Here is an 18,737-nt window from a genome sequence, read left to right as displayed (position 1 = left end):
CCATGGGCGCCGGTGCGAGCCTTCGACGACGGCGAGCTGCGGAGCGCGATGCGAACCGCGCGCCGGCTGCTGCGGGCGAACACGCGGGGAGGGGCGCGCGTCACGACCGGCAGTCGGGCACCGGGCGAGGCGCTGTGGGTCTACGGGCGCGGCGGCCGGGGGTGCCGTCGCTGCGGGACGCCGATCCGGCACGGCCGCCAGGGAGAGCTGGCGCGCCTCACGTACTGGTGCCCGCGATGCCAGCCTCAGCGGAGCGCCCTGTGAGCGGCAGCCCGAACCGGACGATCAGGCCTCGATGCGGTTGATCCGCGCACCGAGCGCGACGAGCTTGGCCTCGATCTGCTCGTACCCGCGGTCGACGTGCTCGATCCCGGAGACGACGCTCGTGCCGGTCGCAGCGAGCCCGGCGAGGATCAGCGTGGCGCCGGCCCGGAGGTCGGCGATGCCCACCTCGGCGCCGTGGAGCGGCGTTGGGCCGGTGATGCGGGCGCGCCGCTCGTCGATCAGCTCGATATCGGCGCCCATGCGGACGAGCTCGCGCATGTGGTCGAGACGGTCCTCGAAGATCGTCTCGTGGACCGTGGAGACGCCCTCGGCCTGGGTGAGCAGCACCGACAGCGGCGCCTGGAAATCCGTCGCGAATCCGGGATACGGCTCCGTCTCGACGTCGACGGCGCGCAGCGGGACGCCATCGGCGCAGCGGATGCGCAGGCAGCGGTCGGTCGGATCCGCCTCGTAGGCGATGCCCATCCGCTCGCAGACCTCGAGAAATGCGCCCAGGTGGGCCGGATCGACGCCACGCAGGTCGACCTCGCCACCGGTGATGGCGGCCGCGATCGCGAAGGTCTCGGCCTCCAGCCGATCGCCGAGGACGCGGTGCTCGGCGCCACGCAGCCGGTCGACGCCGTCGATCTCGATTCGCCGTTCAGCCGTCCGCGCCACGTGCGCGCCCATCGCGCCGAGCATGGCGATGAGGTCGTCCACCTCCGGCTCGAGCGCCGCGTTGTCGATCACCGTCGTCCCGCGAGCCAGCGTCGCGGCGAGGATCACGTTCTCGGTGCCCATCACGGTGACGCGGGGAAACTCGACGTGTGCGGCCCGCAGGCCGTCGGGGGGCGCTGCGGCGAAGTAGTAGCCGTTGCGGTACGCGATCGTGGCGCCCATCTGCTCCATCGCCCGGACGTGATAGTCGACCGGCCGCCGGCCGATCCGGTCGCCGCCGGGGTTGGGCAGGATCACGCGACCGAAGCGCGCGAGCATCGGCCCGAGCAGGATGAAGCTGGCCCGCATCTTCACCGCCGCCTCGAGCGGCACGAACGGCCACGGCGCCTCGCTGGCCCGGATCTCGAGGGCGTCGCCGTTGACGCGACGGACGTCGAAGCCGATGTCGGACATGAGCTCGCGGAGGATGACGACGTCGCTGATGCGCGGGACGTTGCGGAGCAGGACCGGCTCGTCGGTCAGGGCGGCGGCGGCCATCTGCTTGAGGACCGCGTTCTTGGCGCCGGCGATGCGGACCTCGCCGTGGAGCGGGATCCCGCCGGTGATGACGAACTTCTGCATGGACCGGTGCAGTCTATCGGGCCGGTGTGGACCGCGGGCAACGGGACCATCGGCGGCTCACCCCGGCCACGCTTCCTTCCACTCGTGGGCGCCGGTGTGATGGCCGTCGCACAGTCCCACCCGACCGCCCATGTGCCGGCTCGGCAGGTACGGCTGCATGCCGTCCTCGAAGGGGGTCGGCTGGCGGTTGCAGATCATCATCTGCTGTTCGCGCACCCAGGCGTACAGGTGCTCCGCCGAGCAGAACCGATACGGCCGGGTGAAGTTCACCGTCTCCCCGTGCCTGGGATCGCTCGGAAGCCCGATGGGCCCGGTCTCGCGGACGACCTCGATCCTCACCGGAAGCTGCGGCATCCTCGTTCCGCAGTGTTCGCAGGTCAGCACGGGTCAGCGGTGCTGATGGATCGGGCCGAGGGGCGCACGGGGGCTTGCTCGCGCGCAGGCTGCCCGATGCATCGGGCCGAGAAGCACGGGAGACGGCGTCGCCCGCGGTTCATGCGCTGGATTGCCCGATGTATCGGTCCAAACGCAGCGCGAGAACCCGCCATGCGTCGCCCAGCCCGATAGATCGGCGGAACTCAGCCGCGCGTGCGGCGGCGGGTGGCGATCCGCTCGCGCATGAGCGCCGTCTGGAGGGCCGCACGGACGCGGGCCAGGTCGACCGGGTCCTTCGCCGACTCGAGCTCCTGCTCGGCCTGGCGACGCGCCTCGGCGGCACGAGCCTCGTCGATCTCGTCGGAGTGCTCGGCGAGGTCGGCCATGACGATCACCTTGTCCGGCCGGACCTCGACGAAGCCGCCGGAGATGAGCAGGGTCTGCTCGGTGCCGCCCTTCTTGATCCGCAGCTCGCCGATGCCGAGCGCGCTGATGAGGCGCGTGTGGTTCGGCAGGATGCCGAGCTGGCCGTCGATGCCGGGCACGACGACCATGTCGACCTCGTCGGTGTACGCAAGTCGCTCCGGACTGACAATCTCGAGCTGAAGCGGCATCGGTCAGCCCATCTTCTCCGCGTTCTCGACGACGTCCTCGATCGGGCCGGCCATGAAGAAGGCCTGCTCGGGAAGCGCGTCGTGCTTTCCCTCGAGGATCTCGGCGAAGCCGCGGACGGTCTCCTTGAGGTCCACGTACTTGCCAGGACGGCCGGTGAACTGCTCGCCCACGAAGAACGGCTGCGACATGAAGCGCTGCAGCCGGCGGGCGCGAGTGACGGTCACCTTGTCGTCCTCGCTGAGCTCGTCCATGCCGAGAATGGCGATGATGTCCTGCAGGTCCTTGTAGCGCTGCAGCGTCTCCTGCACCTGCGTCGCCACGTCATAGTGGCGCTGGCCGACGACCTGGGGGTCGAGGATGCGCGAGTTCGAGTCGAGCGGGTCCACCGCCGGGTAGATCCCGAGCTCGGTGATCGACCGCGACAGCACCGTCTGCGCGTCGAGGTGGGCGAAGGTGGCGTGCGGGGCGGGGTCGGTGATGTCGTCGGCGGGCACGTACACGGCCTGTAGGCTCGTGACCGACCGGCCCTTGGTCGAGGTGATGCGCTCCTGCAAGATGCCCATCTCGTTGGCGAGGGTGGGCTGGTAGCCCACCGCCGAGGGCATCCGGCCGAGCAGCGTGGACACCTCCGAGCCGGCCTGCACGAAGCGGAAGATGTTGTCGATGAACAGCAGGACGTCCTGGCGCTCCTCGTCGCGGAAGTACTCCGCCATGGTGAGCGCGGACAGGGCGACCCGCAGGCGCACGCCCGGCGGCTCGTCCATCTGCCCGAACACGAGGGCGGCCTTCTCGAGCACGCCGCTCTCCTGCATCTCGAGCATGAGGTCGTTGCCTTCGCGGGTGCGCTCACCCACGCCGGCGAACATCGACACCCCGCCGTGCTGCTCGGCGACGCGGTAGATCATCTCCTGGATGACAACGGTCTTGCCCACGCCGGCGCCGCCGAACATGCCGATCTTGCCCCCCTCGACGTAGGGCTCGATGAGGTCGATGACCTTGATGCCGGTCTCGAACATCTTCGACTGCGGCTCGAGCTCGTCGAAGGGCGGCGGGTCCCGGTGGATCGGCCAGTAGGTGTCGGGGGAGATCTCCTCCGGGGACACGTCGAGCGGGTCACCGAGGACGTTGTAGAGGTGGCCGAGGATGCCCGGGCCGACGGGCACGGAGATCGGCGCCCCGGTGTTCTTCACCTTGGTGCCGCGCACGACCCCGTCGGTGGGCTGCATGACGATGGCCCGGGCCACCCGGTCGCCGATGTGGCCGGCGATCTCGGCGGTGAGCGTCTGCTTGGCGCCTTCCACGGTGCGGTCGAACTTCAGCGCCGTGTAGATCGGGGGTAGGGCTCCGGGCGGGAACTCGACGTCGATGACCGGCCCGACGACGGTCAGGATGCGGCCGTCCTCCAGGTCGGTGTCCTGCGGCGGGGTGGCGGTATCGGTCATACGCGTTGCTCCTAGCTGGCCAGGGCTTCTGCCCCGCCCACGATCTCGGAGATCTCGGTGGTGATGGCCGCCTGCCGGGCCCGGTTCGCCTCGCGGGTGAGGTCCTCGACGATCTCTCCGGCGTTGTCAGTGGCTGCCTTCATCGCCCGCTGGCGGCTGGCGTGCTCGCTGGCGGCGGACTCCAGCAGTGCGGCGTACAGGCGGTGCTCGACGTAGCGGGGCACGAGCCGGGTAAGGATGGTGACCGGGGCGGGCTCGAAGATGAATTGCGGCGGGAACTCGTGGCCGCCGGCGAAGGCGCGCGCGTCGACCGGCAGCAGCTTGGCCACACTGGGCACCTGGTTCAGCGCGGAGCGGAAGTCGGTGTAGGCCACCGACACCCGGTCGATGCGCTCCTCCTGGTAGGCCTGGGTCACGGCGTTGCCGATGCTCACAGCGTTGGCGTAGCGCGGCTGGTCGCTCATGCCCGTCCACACCTCCTCCAGCGGCTGGCCGCGGTAGCGGAAGTAGGACTCCGCCTTTCCTCCCACGGCGTAGACGAGGACGTCGTTGCCTGCCTCGCGATGCTCGTCCATGAAGCGCTCGGTCCGGCGCAGGATGTTGGTGTTGTACGCCCCGGCCAGTCCCCGGTCGGAGGTGATGACGATGATGCCCACCGCCTCGGTGCGTTCGCGGGCCGCCAGCAGCGGGTGGTCGGCGATAGTGGACTCGGTCGCCAGGTCGCGCATCACCCGGGTGATCATCTCGGCGTAGGGCCGGGCGGCCTCCACCATGTTGCGCGCGCGGGCGATGCGGCTGGCCGCGATCAACTCCATCGCCCGCGTGATCTTCTGCGTCGACTTGACGCTGCGGATCCGACGGCGAAGCGCACGCATCTCCCCGGCGCCTGGCATTGCAGTCCTCCTCTCGCTCGAAGCCTCGGGGCTCGAGCAGGCTAGGCGGGCGGCTCCCCGCCCTTGACGGGCTCCGCGCTGTCGGGTGCCTGCCGGGTCTCGTCGGTCGGCAGCTCGGTCGTGTGCGCTGCCTCGACGGGTTCCTCCTCGTCCTCGGAGCGCAGCGTGTCGAGGGACTCCTGCGTGCGGTGGTCCCCGGGCTCAGCGACCTTCGAGGGCCGGAAGCCCTCCTTGAAGGCGGCGATCACCTGCTCGAGCTCGCTGACGCGCTCGTCGCTGAGCGCCTCCTCGCGCAAGGCGTCGAGGAGCTCGCCGTGGCGGTCCCGCGCGTACTCGCGGAGCTCGCTCTCGAAGCGGCGGGCGTCGACGACGGGGATGTCGTCGAGCTTGGCGTTGGTCACGGCCCAGATGACGAGCACCTGCTCCTCGACCGGCACCGGCGAGAACTGCGGCTGCTTGAGGACCTCCACGATGCGCGCGCCGCGGTCGAGCTGTGACTGCGAAGCCTTGTCCAGCTCCGAGCCGAACTGCGCGAACGCCTCCAGCTCGCGGTACTGCGCGAGCTCCAGGCGCATGGTGCCCGAGACCTTCTTCATCGCCTTGCGCTGCGCGGAGCCGCCCACGCGGGACACCGAGATGCCCACGTTGATGGCGGGGCGCACGCCCTGGAAGAACAGGTCGGTCTCCAGGTAGATCTGACCGTCGGTGATCGAGATGACGTTGGTGGGGATGAACGCCGAGACGTCGCCGCCCTTGGTCTCGATGATCGGCAGGGCCGTCATCGAGCCGCCGCCGAGCTCGTCGGACAGCTTCGCGGCACGCTCGAGCAGGCGCGAGTGCAGGTAGAACACGTCGCCGGGGTAGGCCTCGCGGCCGGGAGGCCGGCGCAGCAGCAGCGACAGCTGGCGGTAGGAGTCGGCCTGCTTGGACAGGTCGTCGTAGACGATCAGCGCGTGCTGGCCCTGGTACATCCAGTAGGAGCCGATGGCTGCGCCGGAGTAAGGGGCGATGTACTGGAACGGCGCAGGCGTGGCCGCCGGCGCGGACACGATGGTGGTGTATTCCATCGCGCCCGCCTGCTCGAGGCGGTCGTTTATCTCCGCGACCGTGGAACCCTTCTGCCCGATGGCGACGTAGATGCACTTCACCTGGCGCCTGGGGTCACCGCTCGCCCAGTTCTGGCGCTGGTTGATGATCGTGTCGACGGCGACCGCGGTCTTGCCGACCTGGCGGTCGCCGATGATGAGCTCGCGCTGACCGCGACCGATCGGGGTCATCGCGTCGATGGCCTTGATACCGGTCTGCAGGGGTTCCTTCACCGGCTGGCGGTCGATCACGCCAGGCGCCTGCACCTCCAGGCCGCGGGTGCCGTCGAGCTTGCTGTCGTCCAGCGGGCCCTTGCCGTCGAGCGGGCGGCCCAGCGCGTCGACCACCCGCCCGAGGTAGGCGTCACCGATCGGCACCGACAGCACCTGACCGGTCGGCTTGACCTCGTCGCCCTCCTCGACCTCGGCGGCGTCACCGAGGAGCACGGCGCCGATGCTGTGCTCGTCGAGGTTGAGGGCGAGGCCGTACAACCGGCGCCCGTCGTGGGCGATGCCGAAGTCGAGGAGCTCGTTCGCCATGGTGCCCGGCAGGCCAGACACCCGGGCGATGCCGTCACCGGACTGGGTGACCACGCCGACCTGCTCGCGCGCGGGCCGGTACGCGTAGTCGTCGATCTTTGCCCGAAGAACGCTGGTGATGTCCTCGGGGGAAAGCCTCAAGTCGGTCATATAAAGACTCCTCGTCAGCTGGCGCCGGTGAGGCGCCCACGGAGCTCGGCAAGCCGGCGGGCGACGCTGCCGTCGATCACGGTGTCGCCCATCTTCACCACCATGCCACCAACGACGCTGGGGTCCACGACGACTTTCAGCTCGACGGGCGAACCCGTCGACCCGCGCAGGGCCTCGGCCAGCTGGTGGCGCTGGTCCTCCGACAGCGGCACCGCGGTGCGCACCTCCGCCACGACCGCCGACCGGGCCGCAGCGGCCCGGGCCGCCAGCGCGTCCGCGATCGCGCCGAGCTGGCGGGCCCGGCCGGCCTGGACCAACCACATCACCGCGCTCGCGCTCTGCGGGTGGCCGCCGAGCAGCTCGTCGATGAGCTCGAGCTTCGCGCCGACCGGGACCCCCGGGTCGACGAGGCGGTTGCGCAGCTCCGGGTTGCCGTCGACCGTACGGGAGAAGCGGTACAGGTCGTCCTCGACGCGCGACAGCGCCCCCTCGGCCTCGGCCACCTCGAGGATGGCCCGTGCGTAGGCGCCGACGACCGGGTCGGTGGTGTCGGTGGCGTCGGTCACCCCACCCTCCCACCTGGCTGCTCGGGTGCCACTAGTTCAGGCCCGACAGCTCGTTGATGTACTGGTCGACGAGCTGGCGGTGCTGGGCGGGGTCGAGCTCGCGCTGGACGATCTTGCCGGCCAGCTCGACCGAGAGCTCGGCCACCTGCCCGCGCAGGTCCTGCACGAGCCGGCCGCGTTCGGCGACGACGTCGTCGCGGGCGCGGGCGACGATCTGCGCCGCCTCCTCCTCGGCCTTGCGCAGCGCCTCGGCGCGCACCCGCTCCGCCTGGCTGCGCGCATCCTCGATGATGTCGTTCCCCTGGTTGCGGGCGTCGGCCAGCTGCTCCTCGTACTGGCGGCGCAGCTGCTCGGCCTGCGAGCGCTGCGACTCGGCCTCCTCGATCTGGCCCTGGATCTTCGCGCTGCGCTCGTCGAGCATCGCGTTCATCTTCGGGAACACGAACTTCGACATGAAGGCCATGAGCAGCGCGAACGCTACGAGGCCCCAGATCAGCTCGGGAACGTCGGGCAGCAGCAGCCCGGCGCCGCCCTGCTCCTCCGCTTCGACGGCCAGCACCATCGACGCAATTGGTCCGCTCATGGTGTCGAGCTCCTTGTCGAGGTAAGCGGCGGCTAGCCGCCGATGACGAACACGAGAACGAAGCCGAGCAGCGCCAGAGCCTCCACGATCGCGATCCCGATGAACATGGTGGTGCGCACCATGCCGGCGGCTTCGGGCTGGCGGGCCATGGCCTCGATGGCCTTGCCGACGAGGATGCCCAGGCCGATCCCCGGCCCGATGGCTGCCAGGCCGAAGACGAGACCCTGTCCGATCGGTTCCATCAGTGTGCTCCTTTTTGCGGCGTGCTGGCCGCGGTCAACAGCGGTCGGGCGAGATCACCGCTCGCAGCGCTCAGTGCGCGGCATGGAGCGACGAGGAGATGTAGACGGCGGTCAGCATCGTGAAGATGTACGCCTGCAGGGAGATGATGAGGAGCTCGAAGCCGAACACGAGCGGGGAGGCCACGAGGGCGAAGAGCCCGACGGGCAGGCCCGGCCCCAGGACGAGGAACGCGTGGATCGTGATGAGGGTGATGACCACGAGGATGTGACCCGCGACCATGTTGGCGAACAGACGGACGGCCAGCGTGAAGGGCCGCAGGATGATGTTCGACACGAGCTCGATGGGCGCGAGGATGACGTAGACGGGCTTCGGCACGCCGGGCGGGAACGCCATGTCCTTGAAGTAGCTGATCGGGCCCTGCTCCTTCATTCCGACACCCACGAACACGAGCCAGGAGATGACGGCCAGGAAGCCGGGGATGGCGATCCGTGAGGTCGGCGGCAGCATGAGGAAGGGGGTGATCTTCGCGAGGTTGTTGAGGAACACGAAGACGAACATCGTGAAGAGCAGCGGGACGAAGCGCGACCCCTCGGGGCCGATGATCTCGATGGCCACCCGGTCGCGCACGAACGACACCGCGGCCTCGGCCGTCGCCTGGAGCTTGCCGGGCACGACCTGGGGAGACCCGAGGGCCATGCCGAAGAAGGCCATCGAGACGAGCACCGTGAGGAAGATGATGAGTATGGTGCGGTTGATCCCGAGCTCGAGGCCGAACAGCTGGAAGTCCAGCCACGGGAGCGTCGGCATCTCGAACAGGTGGCTGATGTCCGGCAGCTCCCAGGGGCCGCCGTAGGGCACGGCCGCCACCATGGCGTTGAGGGACGTCACAGGTCGCTCCTTGTCGCGGCGCTCGTCGGAGGGGCGGCGCGCACCCAGAAGAATTCGGGCGTCGTCGAGATGACGCGAATCTCGTAGGCGAGCGTCGCCGTGAAGGCCACTGCGGTGGCCATGGCGAGGCTCGGGCGGTGCAGGCCGTCGAACCTCGCGAGCACCGCCAGCGCGGCGCCGTAGCCGGCGAGCCGCAGCCCCACGCCGGCGAGGCTCACGCCGACGACGACCGAGGGGTGCACACGCTTCAGCGGGGCGAGCAGCAGCCCCGTCACGCCGAACAGCACGACGACGAGCAGGACGCCTGCGGCGGCGCCGGCTGCTCCCCCGCTGCCCGCGACGAGCCAGGAGCCGCCCATGAGCGGCACGGCGAGCAGCGCGAGCAGCTTCGCCGCGGCGACGCCCATGGCCTGTTCGGGGCGGTGGTCGGGCGCCGCCAGCCGCTCAGCCACCTCCACGCGCTCGTTCCTTGCCTGCGCGCGCCGCGCGCGTCGCGGGGCGGGGGACGGACCGCCGTCCCTCATCGGTTCGGAGCCAGACGAGGTAGAGACCCGCGGCGAAGCCGAGCATCACGCCGACGCCGAAGAACCAATGGGCGGTGCCGAGCCACCGGTCGACCAGCCACCCTGCACCTCCCCAGACGAGGATGCCCGACAAGAGCTCCAGCGACATGACCGTCGCCTGGTCGATGCCGACCCAGAGCTCCCGACCATGGCTCGTGGCACGACCGCTCGGTGACTCCCCGTTCTCGGGGGAAGGCGGCACGCCGACGTGCGAGGGCTCCGAGGAGGTCATGACCGCGGCTAGTCTACGCATCGCCCGCTGAGGGTGTCAAAGACGGTTACGGGATCGTTTTCGCTGGTCAGCGGCAGGTTGGGGCGCGTGCGGGGGGGACTTCGTGAAAGAAGACACAAACCGGCGGGCACGTCCCGCGCGCCGGTGTCGGGCCCGCAGGAGGCGCCCGACGACCATCGCCGCGAGGGCGAGCACGACGCCGGCGGTGAGCACGCCGACGACCACGGGGAGCGGCAGGAGGCTGACGCCGACCCCGGCGAAGGCGAGCAGGGCCGACCAGTAGTACATGATGAGGACCGCGCGCCGCTGGGAGTGCCCGATCTCCACCAGACGGTGGTGGAGGTGCTGCTTGTCGGGGCTGAACACCGCCCGGCCGCTGCGCAGCCGGCGGAGGATCGCCCAGACCGTGTCGGCGAAGGGGACTGCGAGGACGATCGCGGGAACGAGCACGGGGATGGAGAACGCCGCGAACGCCCCACGGCTCGGCTGGATGGTGCCGCCGACCGCCGACACGCCGGCCGCCGCGAGCAGCAGGCCGAGCAGCATCGCGCCGGTGTCGCCCATGAAGATCGAGGCCGGGTTGAAGTTGTAGAGCAGGAAGGCAAGGCACGCCCCGACCACGGCGGCGAGGACGAGCCCCGCCGACGACGGCAGCCCGTCGGTCACGGCCACCGAGAGCTGGACGTAGGCGAACAGCGCCCCCGCGGCGATGGCGACGATCCCCGGCGCCAGGCCGTCGAGGCCGTCGACGAGGTTGACGGCGTTGACCATCGCGACGACCGCAAGGATGGTGACGAGCGCGGCGAGGTCGGGGCCGAGGGCGACGACGTTGCCGGGAGGCACGTAGACGAAGGTGAGGTTGACCCCGGACAGTGCGAGCACACCCGCGGCGACGACCTGGCCCGCGAGCTTCGCCGTGGCGGAGATGCCCCGGATGTCGTCGAGCAGGCCCACCCCGACGATGACGAGGCAGGCGAGCACGATGGCCTGCGGCTCGCTCGTCTCCTCGAAGACCCGGCTAAACCCCGGCAGCTGCGAGCCGACGGCCAGGCCGGCGAGCACCCCGAGGAACAGCGCGAGCCCGCCGAGCCTCGGGGTGGGTTTCGTGTGGACGCGGCGCTCGTCGGGTTGGTCCACCGCCCCGATGCGCAGCGCGAGCCGCCGCGCCCCCGGGGTCGCGACGGCCACCGTCGCGAACGCCACCCCGACGACGACGAGCTCGCTCAGCACGGCGGACCCCCGCGCTCAGTCTGCGGGGCCGTCGGGGTAGGCGGGGAAGCGCCGGACGAGCTCGGCGACCTGCGAACGGACGTCGGCGGCCTCGGACTCCGACTTCAGGACGCGTCCGATGAACCGGGCGATGTCGGCCATCTCGGCCGGCGTCATGCCCTGCGTGGTCACCGCCGCCGTCCCGATGCGCACACCGGAGGCGATCATCGGCGGCCGCGGGTCGTAGGGGATGGCGTTCTTGTTCAGTGTGATCCCCGCGGCGTCGCAGCGCTCCTCGGCCTCGGCGCCGGTGAGCTCGAGGGGTGAGAGGTCCGCGAGCAGGTAGTGGATGTCGGTGCCTCCCGACACGATGCGCAAGCCCTCCCCCGCGAGGGCCTGCGCGAGCGCCCGCGCGTTGGCGACCACCCGGCGGGCGTAGTCGCTGAACCCGGGCTGGCTGGCCTCCCTGAACGCGACGGCCTTCGCGGCGATGACGTGCATGAGGGGGCCGCCCTGGAGCATCGGGAACACGGCCTTGTCGACGGCCTTCGCGTACTCCTCACCGCAGAGGATGGTGCCGCCCCGCGGGCCCCGCAGGGTCTTGTGGGTCGTGAACGTCACGACGTCGGCGTAGGGCACGGGCGAGGGGTGCGCGCCCCCGGCGACGAGGCCCGCGAAGTGGGCGGCGTCGACGAGCAGCTTCGCGCCGACCTCGTCGGCGACGGCGCGGAACGCCCCGAAGTCGATGACGCGCGGGTAGGCGGTGTAGCCGGTGACGATCACCTTCGGCCGGTGCTCGCGCGCGAGGGCCGCGACCGCGCCCATGTCGAGCAGTTCGGTGCCCTCGGCGACGCCGTAGGGCACCACGGAGAACCACCTGCCGGTGAAGTTCACCTTCGAGCCGTGTGTGAGGTGCCCCCCGTGGGCCAGCGACATGCCCATGATCGTGTCGCCGGGCTCGACACCGAGCGCGACGTAGGCGGCCATGTTCGCCTGCGCCCCGGAGTGCGGCTGGACGTTCGCGTGGTCCGCGCCGAAGAGGTCCTTCACCCGCTCGATCGCGAGCGCTTCGGCGACGTCGACGAACTCGCAACCCCCGTAGTAGCGCCGGCCCGGGTAGCCCTCGGCGTACTTGTTCGTGAGGACGCTGCCCTGGGCGGCGAGCACGGCCGGCGAGGTGAAGTTCTCGCTCGCGATGAGCTGGAGGTTGCCGCGCTGGCGGGCGAGCTCGTCGGCGAGTGCCCGGGCGATCTCGGGGTCGGCCGTGGCGAGGTCGGTGTTCCAGTCGGTCATGTCGACCGCTCCTCTCGTGTGCTCGTCGACTCGATCTCGCGGATCTGGTCGATGCGCCGCTGGTGGCGTCCGCCCTCGAAGTCGGTGGCGAGCCACACGCCGACGATCTCCTCGGCGAGGCCGTCGGCGACGATGCGTCCTCCCATGGCGAGGACGTTCGCGTCGTTGTGGGCGCGCGACATGCGGGCGGTGTAGAGGTCGTGGCAGAGCGCCGCACGCACGCCGGGCACCTTGTTCGCGGCGATCTGCTCACCCTGCCCACTGCCCCCGAGCACGATGCCGCGGTCGGCGGCCCCCTCGACCACCGCGCGCCCCACCGCGGCGCAGATCGGTGGGTAGTCGACCGACTCGGTCGAGTCCGTGCCGTGGTCGGCGACGTCGTGACCGAGCTCGCCGAGCACCGTCACGAGGTGGCGCTTCAGCGGGTAGCCGGCGTGGTCGGAGCCGATGGCGATACGCATGCGGGGGGTTCCCTTCCGTCAAGCCGGGTCGTGTCGGTGGGTGGAGGGTTCGTCGAGGTCGCCAGGTGCGGGGCGCTGCCCCCACCCGACGGTGCCATCGGCCACCTGCCTGATGTGCGCTTCGGCGATCGCCCCGGGGCGGAGCACGTGGGCGCCGTCGCGGGTGACGTCGACCACGGTCGAGGGAGGGCCGTCCCGGCGACCGCCGTCGACGTAGAGTGCCACGTCGGCGCGGAGCTGCCGGCGCACCTCCGCCACGTCGGCCGCCAGCGGGACGTCCCGGCGGTTGGCGCCCGTGCAGGCGAGCGGGCCGATCTCCGCGACGAGGTCGAGGAGGAAGTCGGCGGCGGGCATGCGCAGACTGACGCTGCCACGGGTGTCGCCGAGGTCCCAGGTCATCCCCGGGGCGGCGGGGAGCACGAGGGTCACCGGCCCCGGCCAGTACGACGCCATGAGCCGCTCCGCCGCCTCGGGCACGTGCTCGACGAGACCCGACACCTGACGGGGGCTGCGGACGACGACCGGCAGGGGCACGTCAGGACCTCGGCGCTTCAGGGCGTGCAGCCGCCCCGTCGCCGGCCGGGAGAACGCGTCGGCCACCACCCCGTACACCGTGTCCGTGGGGACCACCACGAGGTCGCCGGCGCGCAGGGCCCCCACGGCACGGGTGTGGGCCTCGTCCGCGTCGTCGAGGGCCACGATGTCGCTCACGCGCGGGATGCTAGCGGGCCCCGCGCCGGCCCCCGAGGCGGGGAACCGGCCGGCGGGAACGCCGGCGATCGCGCCCGGCGCCATGGCACACCGTGCCGGCCGTGGCGGGTTCGCTCAGGCGCGGCGGGCCACGACGATCCGCTCACGACCGGCGAGGTCGGCGACCACGGCCACGTCGGTCAGCCCGGCGGCCGAGGCGCGCCCCGCCGTCGCAGCCGCGCGGGTCTCGGCGACCTCGAGCAGCAGCCAGCCCCCGGGGACGAGCCAGCGGGTCGCCGCGGCGAGGAGGCGGTCGCTGGCCTCGTGGCCGGTCGGGCCCGCGACGAGCGCCGCGGGGGGGTCCCATGCGACCACCTCGGGCTCGAGGCCGTCGAGCTCGTCGGCGGCGACGTAGGGCGGGTTCGCGACGAGCACGTCGACGCGGCCGCGCAGGACGGGGTCGACGGGGTCGAGCAGGTCGCCGCACGCCACCGTCACCTCCACCCCGCAGCGTGCGGCGTTGTCGCGGGCGAGGGCGACCGCCGCGGGTGACACGTCCGTCGCCACCACCAGCCCCGGATCGGCCTCGGCAGCGACCGCGCACGCCACCGCGCCGCTGCCGGTGCACGGCTCGACGGCCACGCCGCCGGCGGGCAGGCGGGCGAGGGCCTCCCCGGCGAGCACCTCGGTCTCGGGTCGGGGGATGAACACCCCCGGGCGGACCTCGAGCTCGAGGTGGCGGAAGCCGACCGAGCCGAGGACGAGCTGGAGGGGCTCGCGGGCGGCCCGGCGACCGCCGAGCTCCTCCAGCCGGCTGAGCTCGTCGGCGCCGAGGACCGCGCCCGCGCGTGCCCGGAGCTCCGCGCGCGACCACCCGGTGACGTGGCGAAGGAGCCACTCCGCGTCCACCGCGGGCGTCGGCACCCCCGCGGCCGCCAGGCGGTCGGTGAGGACGTGCCGCATCGCGCCGACGACCGGTGCGCCCCCGTCGGCGAGCGGGACGCCGGTCACCGTCAGCGGCCCTCGGACAGCACGGCGAGCCGGCGGCGCTGCTCCTCCTCGGCGAGCGCGTCGACGACGGCGCCGAGGTCACCGTCGAGCACGTCGGTGAGGTTGTGGACGGTCAGCCCGATGCGGTGGTCGGTGACGCGGCTCTGCGGGAAGTTGTACGTGCGGATCTTCTCGGAGCGGTCCCCCGTGCCGATCTGGGCGGCGCGGGCGTCGGCGCGCTCGCGGGCGGCCCGCTCCTGCTCGGCCTGGAGCAGCCGCGCGCGGAGGATGCGCAGCGCCTTCTCCTTGTTCTGCAGCTGGGACTTCTCGTCCTGGCAGCTCACCACGAGCCCGGTCGGCAGGTGCGTGATACGCACCGCCGAGTCGGTCGTGTTCACCGACTGCCCGCCGGGACCCGACGAGCGGTACACGTCGATGTCGAGGTCCTTCGGGTCGATCGTCACGTCGACCTCCTCCGCCTCGGGCATGACGGCCACCGACGCCGTGGACGTGTGGATGCGCCCCCCCGACTCGGTCACGGGGACGCGCTGGACCCGGTGGACGCCCGACTCGTGCTTGAGGCGCGAGTAGGCGCCGGTGCCGCGCACCTCGAAGATGACCTCCTTGAAGCCGCCGACGCCCTGCGGGGAGCTCGACAGTTCCTCGACCTTCCAGCCCCGCCGGTCGGCGTAGCGGGCGTACATCCGGTAGAGCTCGCCGGCGAACAGCCCCGCCTCGTCGCCTCCCGCGCCCGCCCGGATCTCGACGATGACGTTCTTGTCGTCGAGTGGGTCGCGGGGCACGAGCAGCAGGCGCAGGCGGTCGGCGAGCCGCTCGGCGCGGGTCTCGTTCTCCTCGGCCTCCGCGCGAAACAGCTGGCGGTCCTCGGTCCCCGACTCGCGCGCGAGCTCGCGCGCGGCGGCGGCGTCGTCGCGTGCCTGCCGGTAGGCCGCGGACACCTCGACGATCTCCGCGAGCTCGGCGTGGCGCTTCGCGGTCTGGGCGTAGCGGCCGGAGTCGGCGAGCACCTGCGGATCGGCGAGCGCGGCGGTGAGCTCGCTGTAGGTGCGCTCGATGTCGTCGAGGCGGCGGTCGAGGCCGGTCGTTGCGGTCACAGGAATGCTCCAGCTCGGGGCGGCGAGAGCGGCGGGCGTCGGTCTCGCGCCGTGGCCCGCCGGTGCTCACCCACCGCTATCCCCCGGAGTGGGGCTCCTCGGGTGCGATCGGCGCGCCCGTGACGTCGGCGGGCAGACCGTAGGCGTTCGGCTGCGCGTCGTCGGGCCCCCACACGACGGGCGAGGTGAGCCCACCGTAGGTGCGCCCCTCGAGCTGCGCGCTTGGCACGACGGCCTCGAAGGCACGGATCGCGACCTCGATCTGGTCGTCGTCCGGCGGCTTCGTCGTGATCATCTGGAGCCACAGCCCCGGCTTCATCATCGCCCGGACGAGGAGGTTGTCCCGGCCGGCCCCGAGCCGCAGCGCCTCGTAGGCGAGGCCGGCCACCACCGGAAGCAGCACGACGCGCAGCACGATCTGGTAGGTCGCGTAGCCGAGCCAGCCGGTGGCCTCGGCCGGTGGCACGAGCGCGCCCGCGAGCGTGTAGACCACCATGGCGATGAGCATCACCATGAGCAGAAAGTTCGTCCCGCAGCGCACGTGCAGGGTCGTGTACTGGTCGACCGCGCGGGGTTCGAGCCGCTCCCCGTGCTCCCACGCGGCGATGGTCTTGTGCTCGGCACCGTGGTAGGCGAACACCCGCTTGATGTCGGCGAGCAGCGAGATCGCCCAGAGGTAGCCGAGGAAGATCGCCACCCGGGCGACGCTCTCCACGACGTGGTAGACCCACTCGGAGCCGAACACGTCGCGCAGCGTCGCGAGGCCCACGTTCGGCAGGATGATGAAGACGCCGATGAACAGCAGCAGCGCGAGGGCGAGGCTGCCGCCCATCGCCCTGCCCGACAGCTGCTCCTCCTGCTCCACGGACTGGTTCGCCGAGATGGTGAGCGCGCGGGTGCCGATGGTCAGGGCGTCGACGAGCCCGTACATGCCCCGGAACATCGGCTTGCGGAACAGCGGGTGGCGCTTGGGGAAGTCGCTGACCGGGTGGCGCTCGAGGTAGATCTCACCGCCCGGCCTGCGCACCGCGACCGCCCAGTTGTCCTGGCCGCGCATCATGACGCCCTCGATGACCGCTTGGCCACCGTAGTAGTGCGGCGAGTGGGCGCGCGTCGCCCGGTCCGTGTCCTGCCCCACGTCGGCGTCAGGCCCGCTTGCCGGTGTCGGCCTGGTTGGCTCCGGCCTGCTTCTCGAGCGACTTGGCGTAGCGCTGCTTGTAGCGCTCCACGCGTCCCCCGGTGTCCACGAGCTTCTGCTTGCCCGTGTAGAAGGGGTGGCACTCGTTGCAGAGCTCGACGCGGATCTCGTCCTGCGTCGCGCGGGTCGTGAACTCGTTGCCGCACGAGCAGCGGACCGTGGCGAGCACGTAGTCGGGGTGGATCTCGGACTTCATGGTCGTGTGGCTCCTGGAAGAGGTCGAACGCCGATGGTAGCAGCGGCCGCCCCGGCGTCGGCGCGCCGCGATCAGGGCGTGTCAGCTCTGCAGGTTGGACTGCTGGATCTGCAGAAGGAACTTGTTGTTGCTCCGCGTGGAGCGCATCTTGTCGATGAGCAGCTCCAGGGCGGCCGGGCCGTCGAGCGCGTGGAGGACGCGCCGGAGCTTCCAGATGATCATGAGCTCCTCCTTGTCGAGCAGGAGCTCCTCCTTGCGGGTGCCGCTCGCCTCGATGTCGATCGCCGGGAAGATGCGCTTCTGCTCGAGGCGCCGGTCGAGCCGCAGCTCCATGTTCCCCGTGCCCTTGAACTCCTCGAAGATGACCTCGTCCATCTTCGACCCGGTCTCGATCAGCGCCGTGGCGATGATCGTGAGCGAGCCGCCGCCCTCGATGTTGCGCGCAGCGCCGAAGAAGCGCTTCGGCGGATAGAGCGCGGTGGAGTCCACGCCGCCGGACATGATGCGGCCCGACGCGGGCGCGGCGAGGTTGTAGGCGCGCGACAGGCGCGTGATCGAGTCGAGCAGGATGACGACGTCCCTGCCGGCCTCGACGAGGCGCTTCGCCCGCTCGATGGCGAGCTCGGCGATGGAGGTGTGGTCGTCCGCCGGTCGGTCGAACGTCGAGGCGACGATCTCCCCGGGCACCGACCGCTGCATGTCGGTGACCTCCTCGGGGCGCTCGTCGACGAGCACGACCATGACGTGGCACTCGGGGTTGTTGTAGGCGATGGCCTGCCCGAGCTCCTTGAGGATGGTCGTCTTGCCGGCCTTCGGCGGGGACACGACGAGACCGCGCTGGCCCTTGCCGATCGGCGACATGAGGTCGACGATGCGCATGGAGATCGGCCCGTCGGGCGTTTCGAGGCGCAGCCGCTCGTCGGGGAAGAGCGGCGTCATGTCCTTGAAGTCGGGGCGGTGGGGGAGGTTGCCGTTCTCGTCGGGCTCCACGCCGTTGACCTTCATGACGTGGTGGAGGCCCGGGACCTTGTCGCTCGACTTCTGCTGGCGGATCGGTCCCTCGACGACGTCGCCGCGCCGCAGCCCGTGCCGGCGGATCTGGCTCTGGGAGACGTAGACGTCGGTGTCGCCTGCGAGGTAGCCGCTCGTGCGCAGGAACCCGTAGCCCTCGGGCAGGATGTCGAGCACGCCCGCGCGCACCTCGCCGGCCTCGCCGGCGCCCGGCTCGTCGGGGCGTCCCTTTGACTGCGGCGGGCCTGCCGCGTGACCGGCGCCCTTGCCGCGCCGGCGTTCGCGGCGGCTGCGCCGCCGCCTGTTCGCGCCGTCGCCGTGGCGACCGCCCTCACCGTCACGGTCGTCGGTGTCCGAACCCGACCCGTCGGGGTCGCCGACTTCGTCCTGTCGCTCGGGGGCGACCTGCGTGGCTTCGGCGCCTGCGCGTGGCGCGGCCGGGGTGTCGGCGCCTGCGCGCTGGGCTGTCGGGGCGTCGGCGCGGGTCTCGTCCTCGCCGTCGCGCTCCTGCCCGTCGCCGCTGTGGCGTTCGCGTGTCCGGGTGCGCACCCGGGGGCGGACCTCTTCACCGTCTTCACCGTCGCGGGGGCCGAGCACGGCGTCGGCCGGCCCGGCGGGCCGGGAGGAGCCGTTCGCGCCGCCTTCGGTGGCGGGCGGCAGGTGCGGTTGCTGACCGTTGGCGGCGCGCACGATGGCGTCGACGAGGTCGGCCTTCTTCAGCCGCTGATAGCCGCGCATGTCCAGCTGCGCGGCGATCGTCTTCAGCTCCGTGAGCGGCTTCGTCGCGAGGACGCTCGGGTCCATCGGTGGGCTCCTGTCGGTGATCGGTCCGGCCG

At 71.5% G+C, this 18,737-nt stretch carries 22 protein-coding genes; 1 reads left to right on the top strand and 21 read right to left on the bottom strand.

Translation table 11 applies throughout. From position 1 onward, the window contains the following. The coding region (locus VM324_13115) for a zinc finger domain-containing protein (GenBank protein ID HVM00225.1) at positions 1 to 264 on the top strand (264 nt) is incomplete at its 5' end. Positions 265 to 285: 21 nt separating this feature from the next. Here VM324_13115 and murA read toward each other — a convergent pair. From murA to rho, 21 genes are all read right to left on the bottom strand, one after another. After that, positions 286 to 1,563: a UDP-N-acetylglucosamine 1-carboxyvinyltransferase gene (gene murA / locus VM324_13110; protein ID HVM00224.1), complete on the bottom strand. Its 1,278-nt coding sequence runs from the start codon at positions 1,561 to 1,563 to the stop codon at positions 286 to 288. A gap of 57 nt (positions 1,564 to 1,620) precedes the next feature. Next, positions 1,621 to 1,902 carry a hypothetical protein gene (locus VM324_13105; protein ID HVM00223.1) on the bottom strand — a complete coding sequence of 94 codons (282 nt, stop codon included), beginning with the start codon at positions 1,900 to 1,902 and terminating at the stop codon, positions 1,621 to 1,623. A 239-nt stretch (positions 1,903 to 2,141) separates the two neighbouring features. After that, positions 2,142 to 2,552 carry a F0F1 ATP synthase subunit epsilon gene (locus tag VM324_13100; GenBank protein ID HVM00222.1) on the bottom strand — a complete coding sequence of 137 codons (411 nt, stop codon included), beginning with the start codon at positions 2,550 to 2,552 and terminating at the stop codon, positions 2,142 to 2,144. A 3-nt stretch (positions 2,553 to 2,555) separates the two neighbouring features. Continuing rightward, positions 2,556 to 3,995 (bottom strand): F0F1 ATP synthase subunit beta, encoded by a 1,440-nt coding sequence (gene atpD / locus VM324_13095; GenBank protein HVM00221.1) that lies wholly within the window; start codon positions 3,993 to 3,995, stop codon positions 2,556 to 2,558. A gap of 11 nt (positions 3,996 to 4,006) precedes the next feature. After that, positions 4,007 to 4,888: a F0F1 ATP synthase subunit gamma gene (locus tag VM324_13090; GenBank protein ID HVM00220.1), complete on the bottom strand. Its 882-nt coding sequence runs from the start codon at positions 4,886 to 4,888 to the stop codon at positions 4,007 to 4,009. Positions 4,889 to 4,929: 41 nt separating this feature from the next. Continuing rightward, a complete protein-coding gene (atpA, locus tag VM324_13085) occupies positions 4,930 to 6,663 on the bottom strand; it encodes a F0F1 ATP synthase subunit alpha (GenBank protein ID HVM00219.1) in 1,734 nt (577 codons plus the stop codon). A gap of 14 nt (positions 6,664 to 6,677) precedes the next feature. Further along, positions 6,678 to 7,229, bottom strand: a complete 552-nt coding sequence (atpH, locus tag VM324_13080; GenBank protein HVM00218.1) for an ATP synthase F1 subunit delta — start codon at positions 7,227 to 7,229, stop codon at positions 6,678 to 6,680. A 31-nt stretch (positions 7,230 to 7,260) separates the two neighbouring features. Further along, on the bottom strand, positions 7,261 to 7,812 hold the full coding sequence (gene atpF / locus VM324_13075) for a F0F1 ATP synthase subunit B (protein HVM00217.1): 552 nt from the start codon (positions 7,810 to 7,812) through the stop codon (positions 7,261 to 7,263). A gap of 32 nt (positions 7,813 to 7,844) precedes the next feature. Then, positions 7,845 to 8,054, bottom strand: a complete 210-nt coding sequence (gene atpE / locus VM324_13070; protein ID HVM00216.1) for an ATP synthase F0 subunit C — start codon at positions 8,052 to 8,054, stop codon at positions 7,845 to 7,847. A 70-nt stretch (positions 8,055 to 8,124) separates the two neighbouring features. Beyond that, on the bottom strand, positions 8,125 to 8,943 hold the full coding sequence (atpB, locus tag VM324_13065) for a F0F1 ATP synthase subunit A (protein HVM00215.1): 819 nt from the start codon (positions 8,941 to 8,943) through the stop codon (positions 8,125 to 8,127). Next, positions 8,940 to 9,401, bottom strand: a complete 462-nt coding sequence (locus tag VM324_13060) for a hypothetical protein (protein ID HVM00214.1) — start codon at positions 9,399 to 9,401, stop codon at positions 8,940 to 8,942. Before VM324_13060 ends, atpB begins: the two co-directional genes overlap by 4 nt. Next, positions 9,388 to 9,738 carry an AtpZ/AtpI family protein gene (locus VM324_13055; GenBank protein ID HVM00213.1) on the bottom strand — a complete coding sequence of 117 codons (351 nt, stop codon included), beginning with the start codon at positions 9,736 to 9,738 and terminating at the stop codon, positions 9,388 to 9,390. The genes VM324_13060 and VM324_13055 overlap by 14 nt, the downstream gene beginning before the upstream one ends. A gap of 36 nt (positions 9,739 to 9,774) precedes the next feature. Next, the gene (locus VM324_13050; protein ID HVM00212.1) at positions 9,775 to 10,968 is read right to left on the bottom strand and encodes an MraY family glycosyltransferase; all 1,194 of its coding nucleotides are present in this window, start codon (positions 10,966 to 10,968) and stop codon (positions 9,775 to 9,777) included. A 15-nt stretch (positions 10,969 to 10,983) separates the two neighbouring features. Next, on the bottom strand, positions 10,984 to 12,240 hold the full coding sequence (gene glyA, locus VM324_13045; GenBank protein ID HVM00211.1) for a serine hydroxymethyltransferase: 1,257 nt from the start codon (positions 12,238 to 12,240) through the stop codon (positions 10,984 to 10,986). After that, positions 12,237 to 12,701, bottom strand: a complete 465-nt coding sequence (gene rpiB / locus VM324_13040; protein HVM00210.1) for a ribose 5-phosphate isomerase B — start codon at positions 12,699 to 12,701, stop codon at positions 12,237 to 12,239. Before rpiB ends, glyA begins: the two co-directional genes overlap by 4 nt. Before the next feature lie 18 nt (positions 12,702 to 12,719). Beyond that, positions 12,720 to 13,412: an L-threonylcarbamoyladenylate synthase gene (locus VM324_13035; GenBank protein HVM00209.1), complete on the bottom strand. Its 693-nt coding sequence runs from the start codon at positions 13,410 to 13,412 to the stop codon at positions 12,720 to 12,722. A gap of 114 nt (positions 13,413 to 13,526) precedes the next feature. Continuing rightward, positions 13,527 to 14,402 carry a peptide chain release factor N(5)-glutamine methyltransferase gene (prmC, locus tag VM324_13030; protein ID HVM00208.1) on the bottom strand — a complete coding sequence of 292 codons (876 nt, stop codon included), beginning with the start codon at positions 14,400 to 14,402 and terminating at the stop codon, positions 13,527 to 13,529. Positions 14,403 to 14,404: 2 nt separating this feature from the next. Continuing rightward, positions 14,405 to 15,496 carry a peptide chain release factor 1 gene (gene prfA, locus VM324_13025; GenBank protein HVM00207.1) on the bottom strand — a complete coding sequence of 364 codons (1,092 nt, stop codon included), beginning with the start codon at positions 15,494 to 15,496 and terminating at the stop codon, positions 14,405 to 14,407. Between the two features lie 76 nt (positions 15,497 to 15,572). Then, positions 15,573 to 16,634: a DUF1385 domain-containing protein gene (locus VM324_13020; protein ID HVM00206.1), complete on the bottom strand. Its 1,062-nt coding sequence runs from the start codon at positions 16,632 to 16,634 to the stop codon at positions 15,573 to 15,575. Between the two features lie 7 nt (positions 16,635 to 16,641). Then, the gene (gene rpmE, locus VM324_13015) at positions 16,642 to 16,890 is read right to left on the bottom strand and encodes a 50S ribosomal protein L31 (GenBank protein ID HVM00205.1); all 249 of its coding nucleotides are present in this window, start codon (positions 16,888 to 16,890) and stop codon (positions 16,642 to 16,644) included. Positions 16,891 to 16,971: 81 nt separating this feature from the next. Continuing rightward, the gene (gene rho / locus VM324_13010; protein ID HVM00204.1) at positions 16,972 to 18,705 is read right to left on the bottom strand and encodes a transcription termination factor Rho; all 1,734 of its coding nucleotides are present in this window, start codon (positions 18,703 to 18,705) and stop codon (positions 16,972 to 16,974) included. Positions 18,706 to 18,737 lie beyond the last annotated feature (32 nt).

This window comes from Egibacteraceae bacterium, assembly GCA_035540635.1.
In the GTDB taxonomy this organism is placed as follows: domain Bacteria; phylum Actinomycetota; class Nitriliruptoria; order Euzebyales; family Egibacteraceae; genus DATLGH01.
This window is presented reverse-complemented; position numbering and strand designations above follow the sequence as displayed.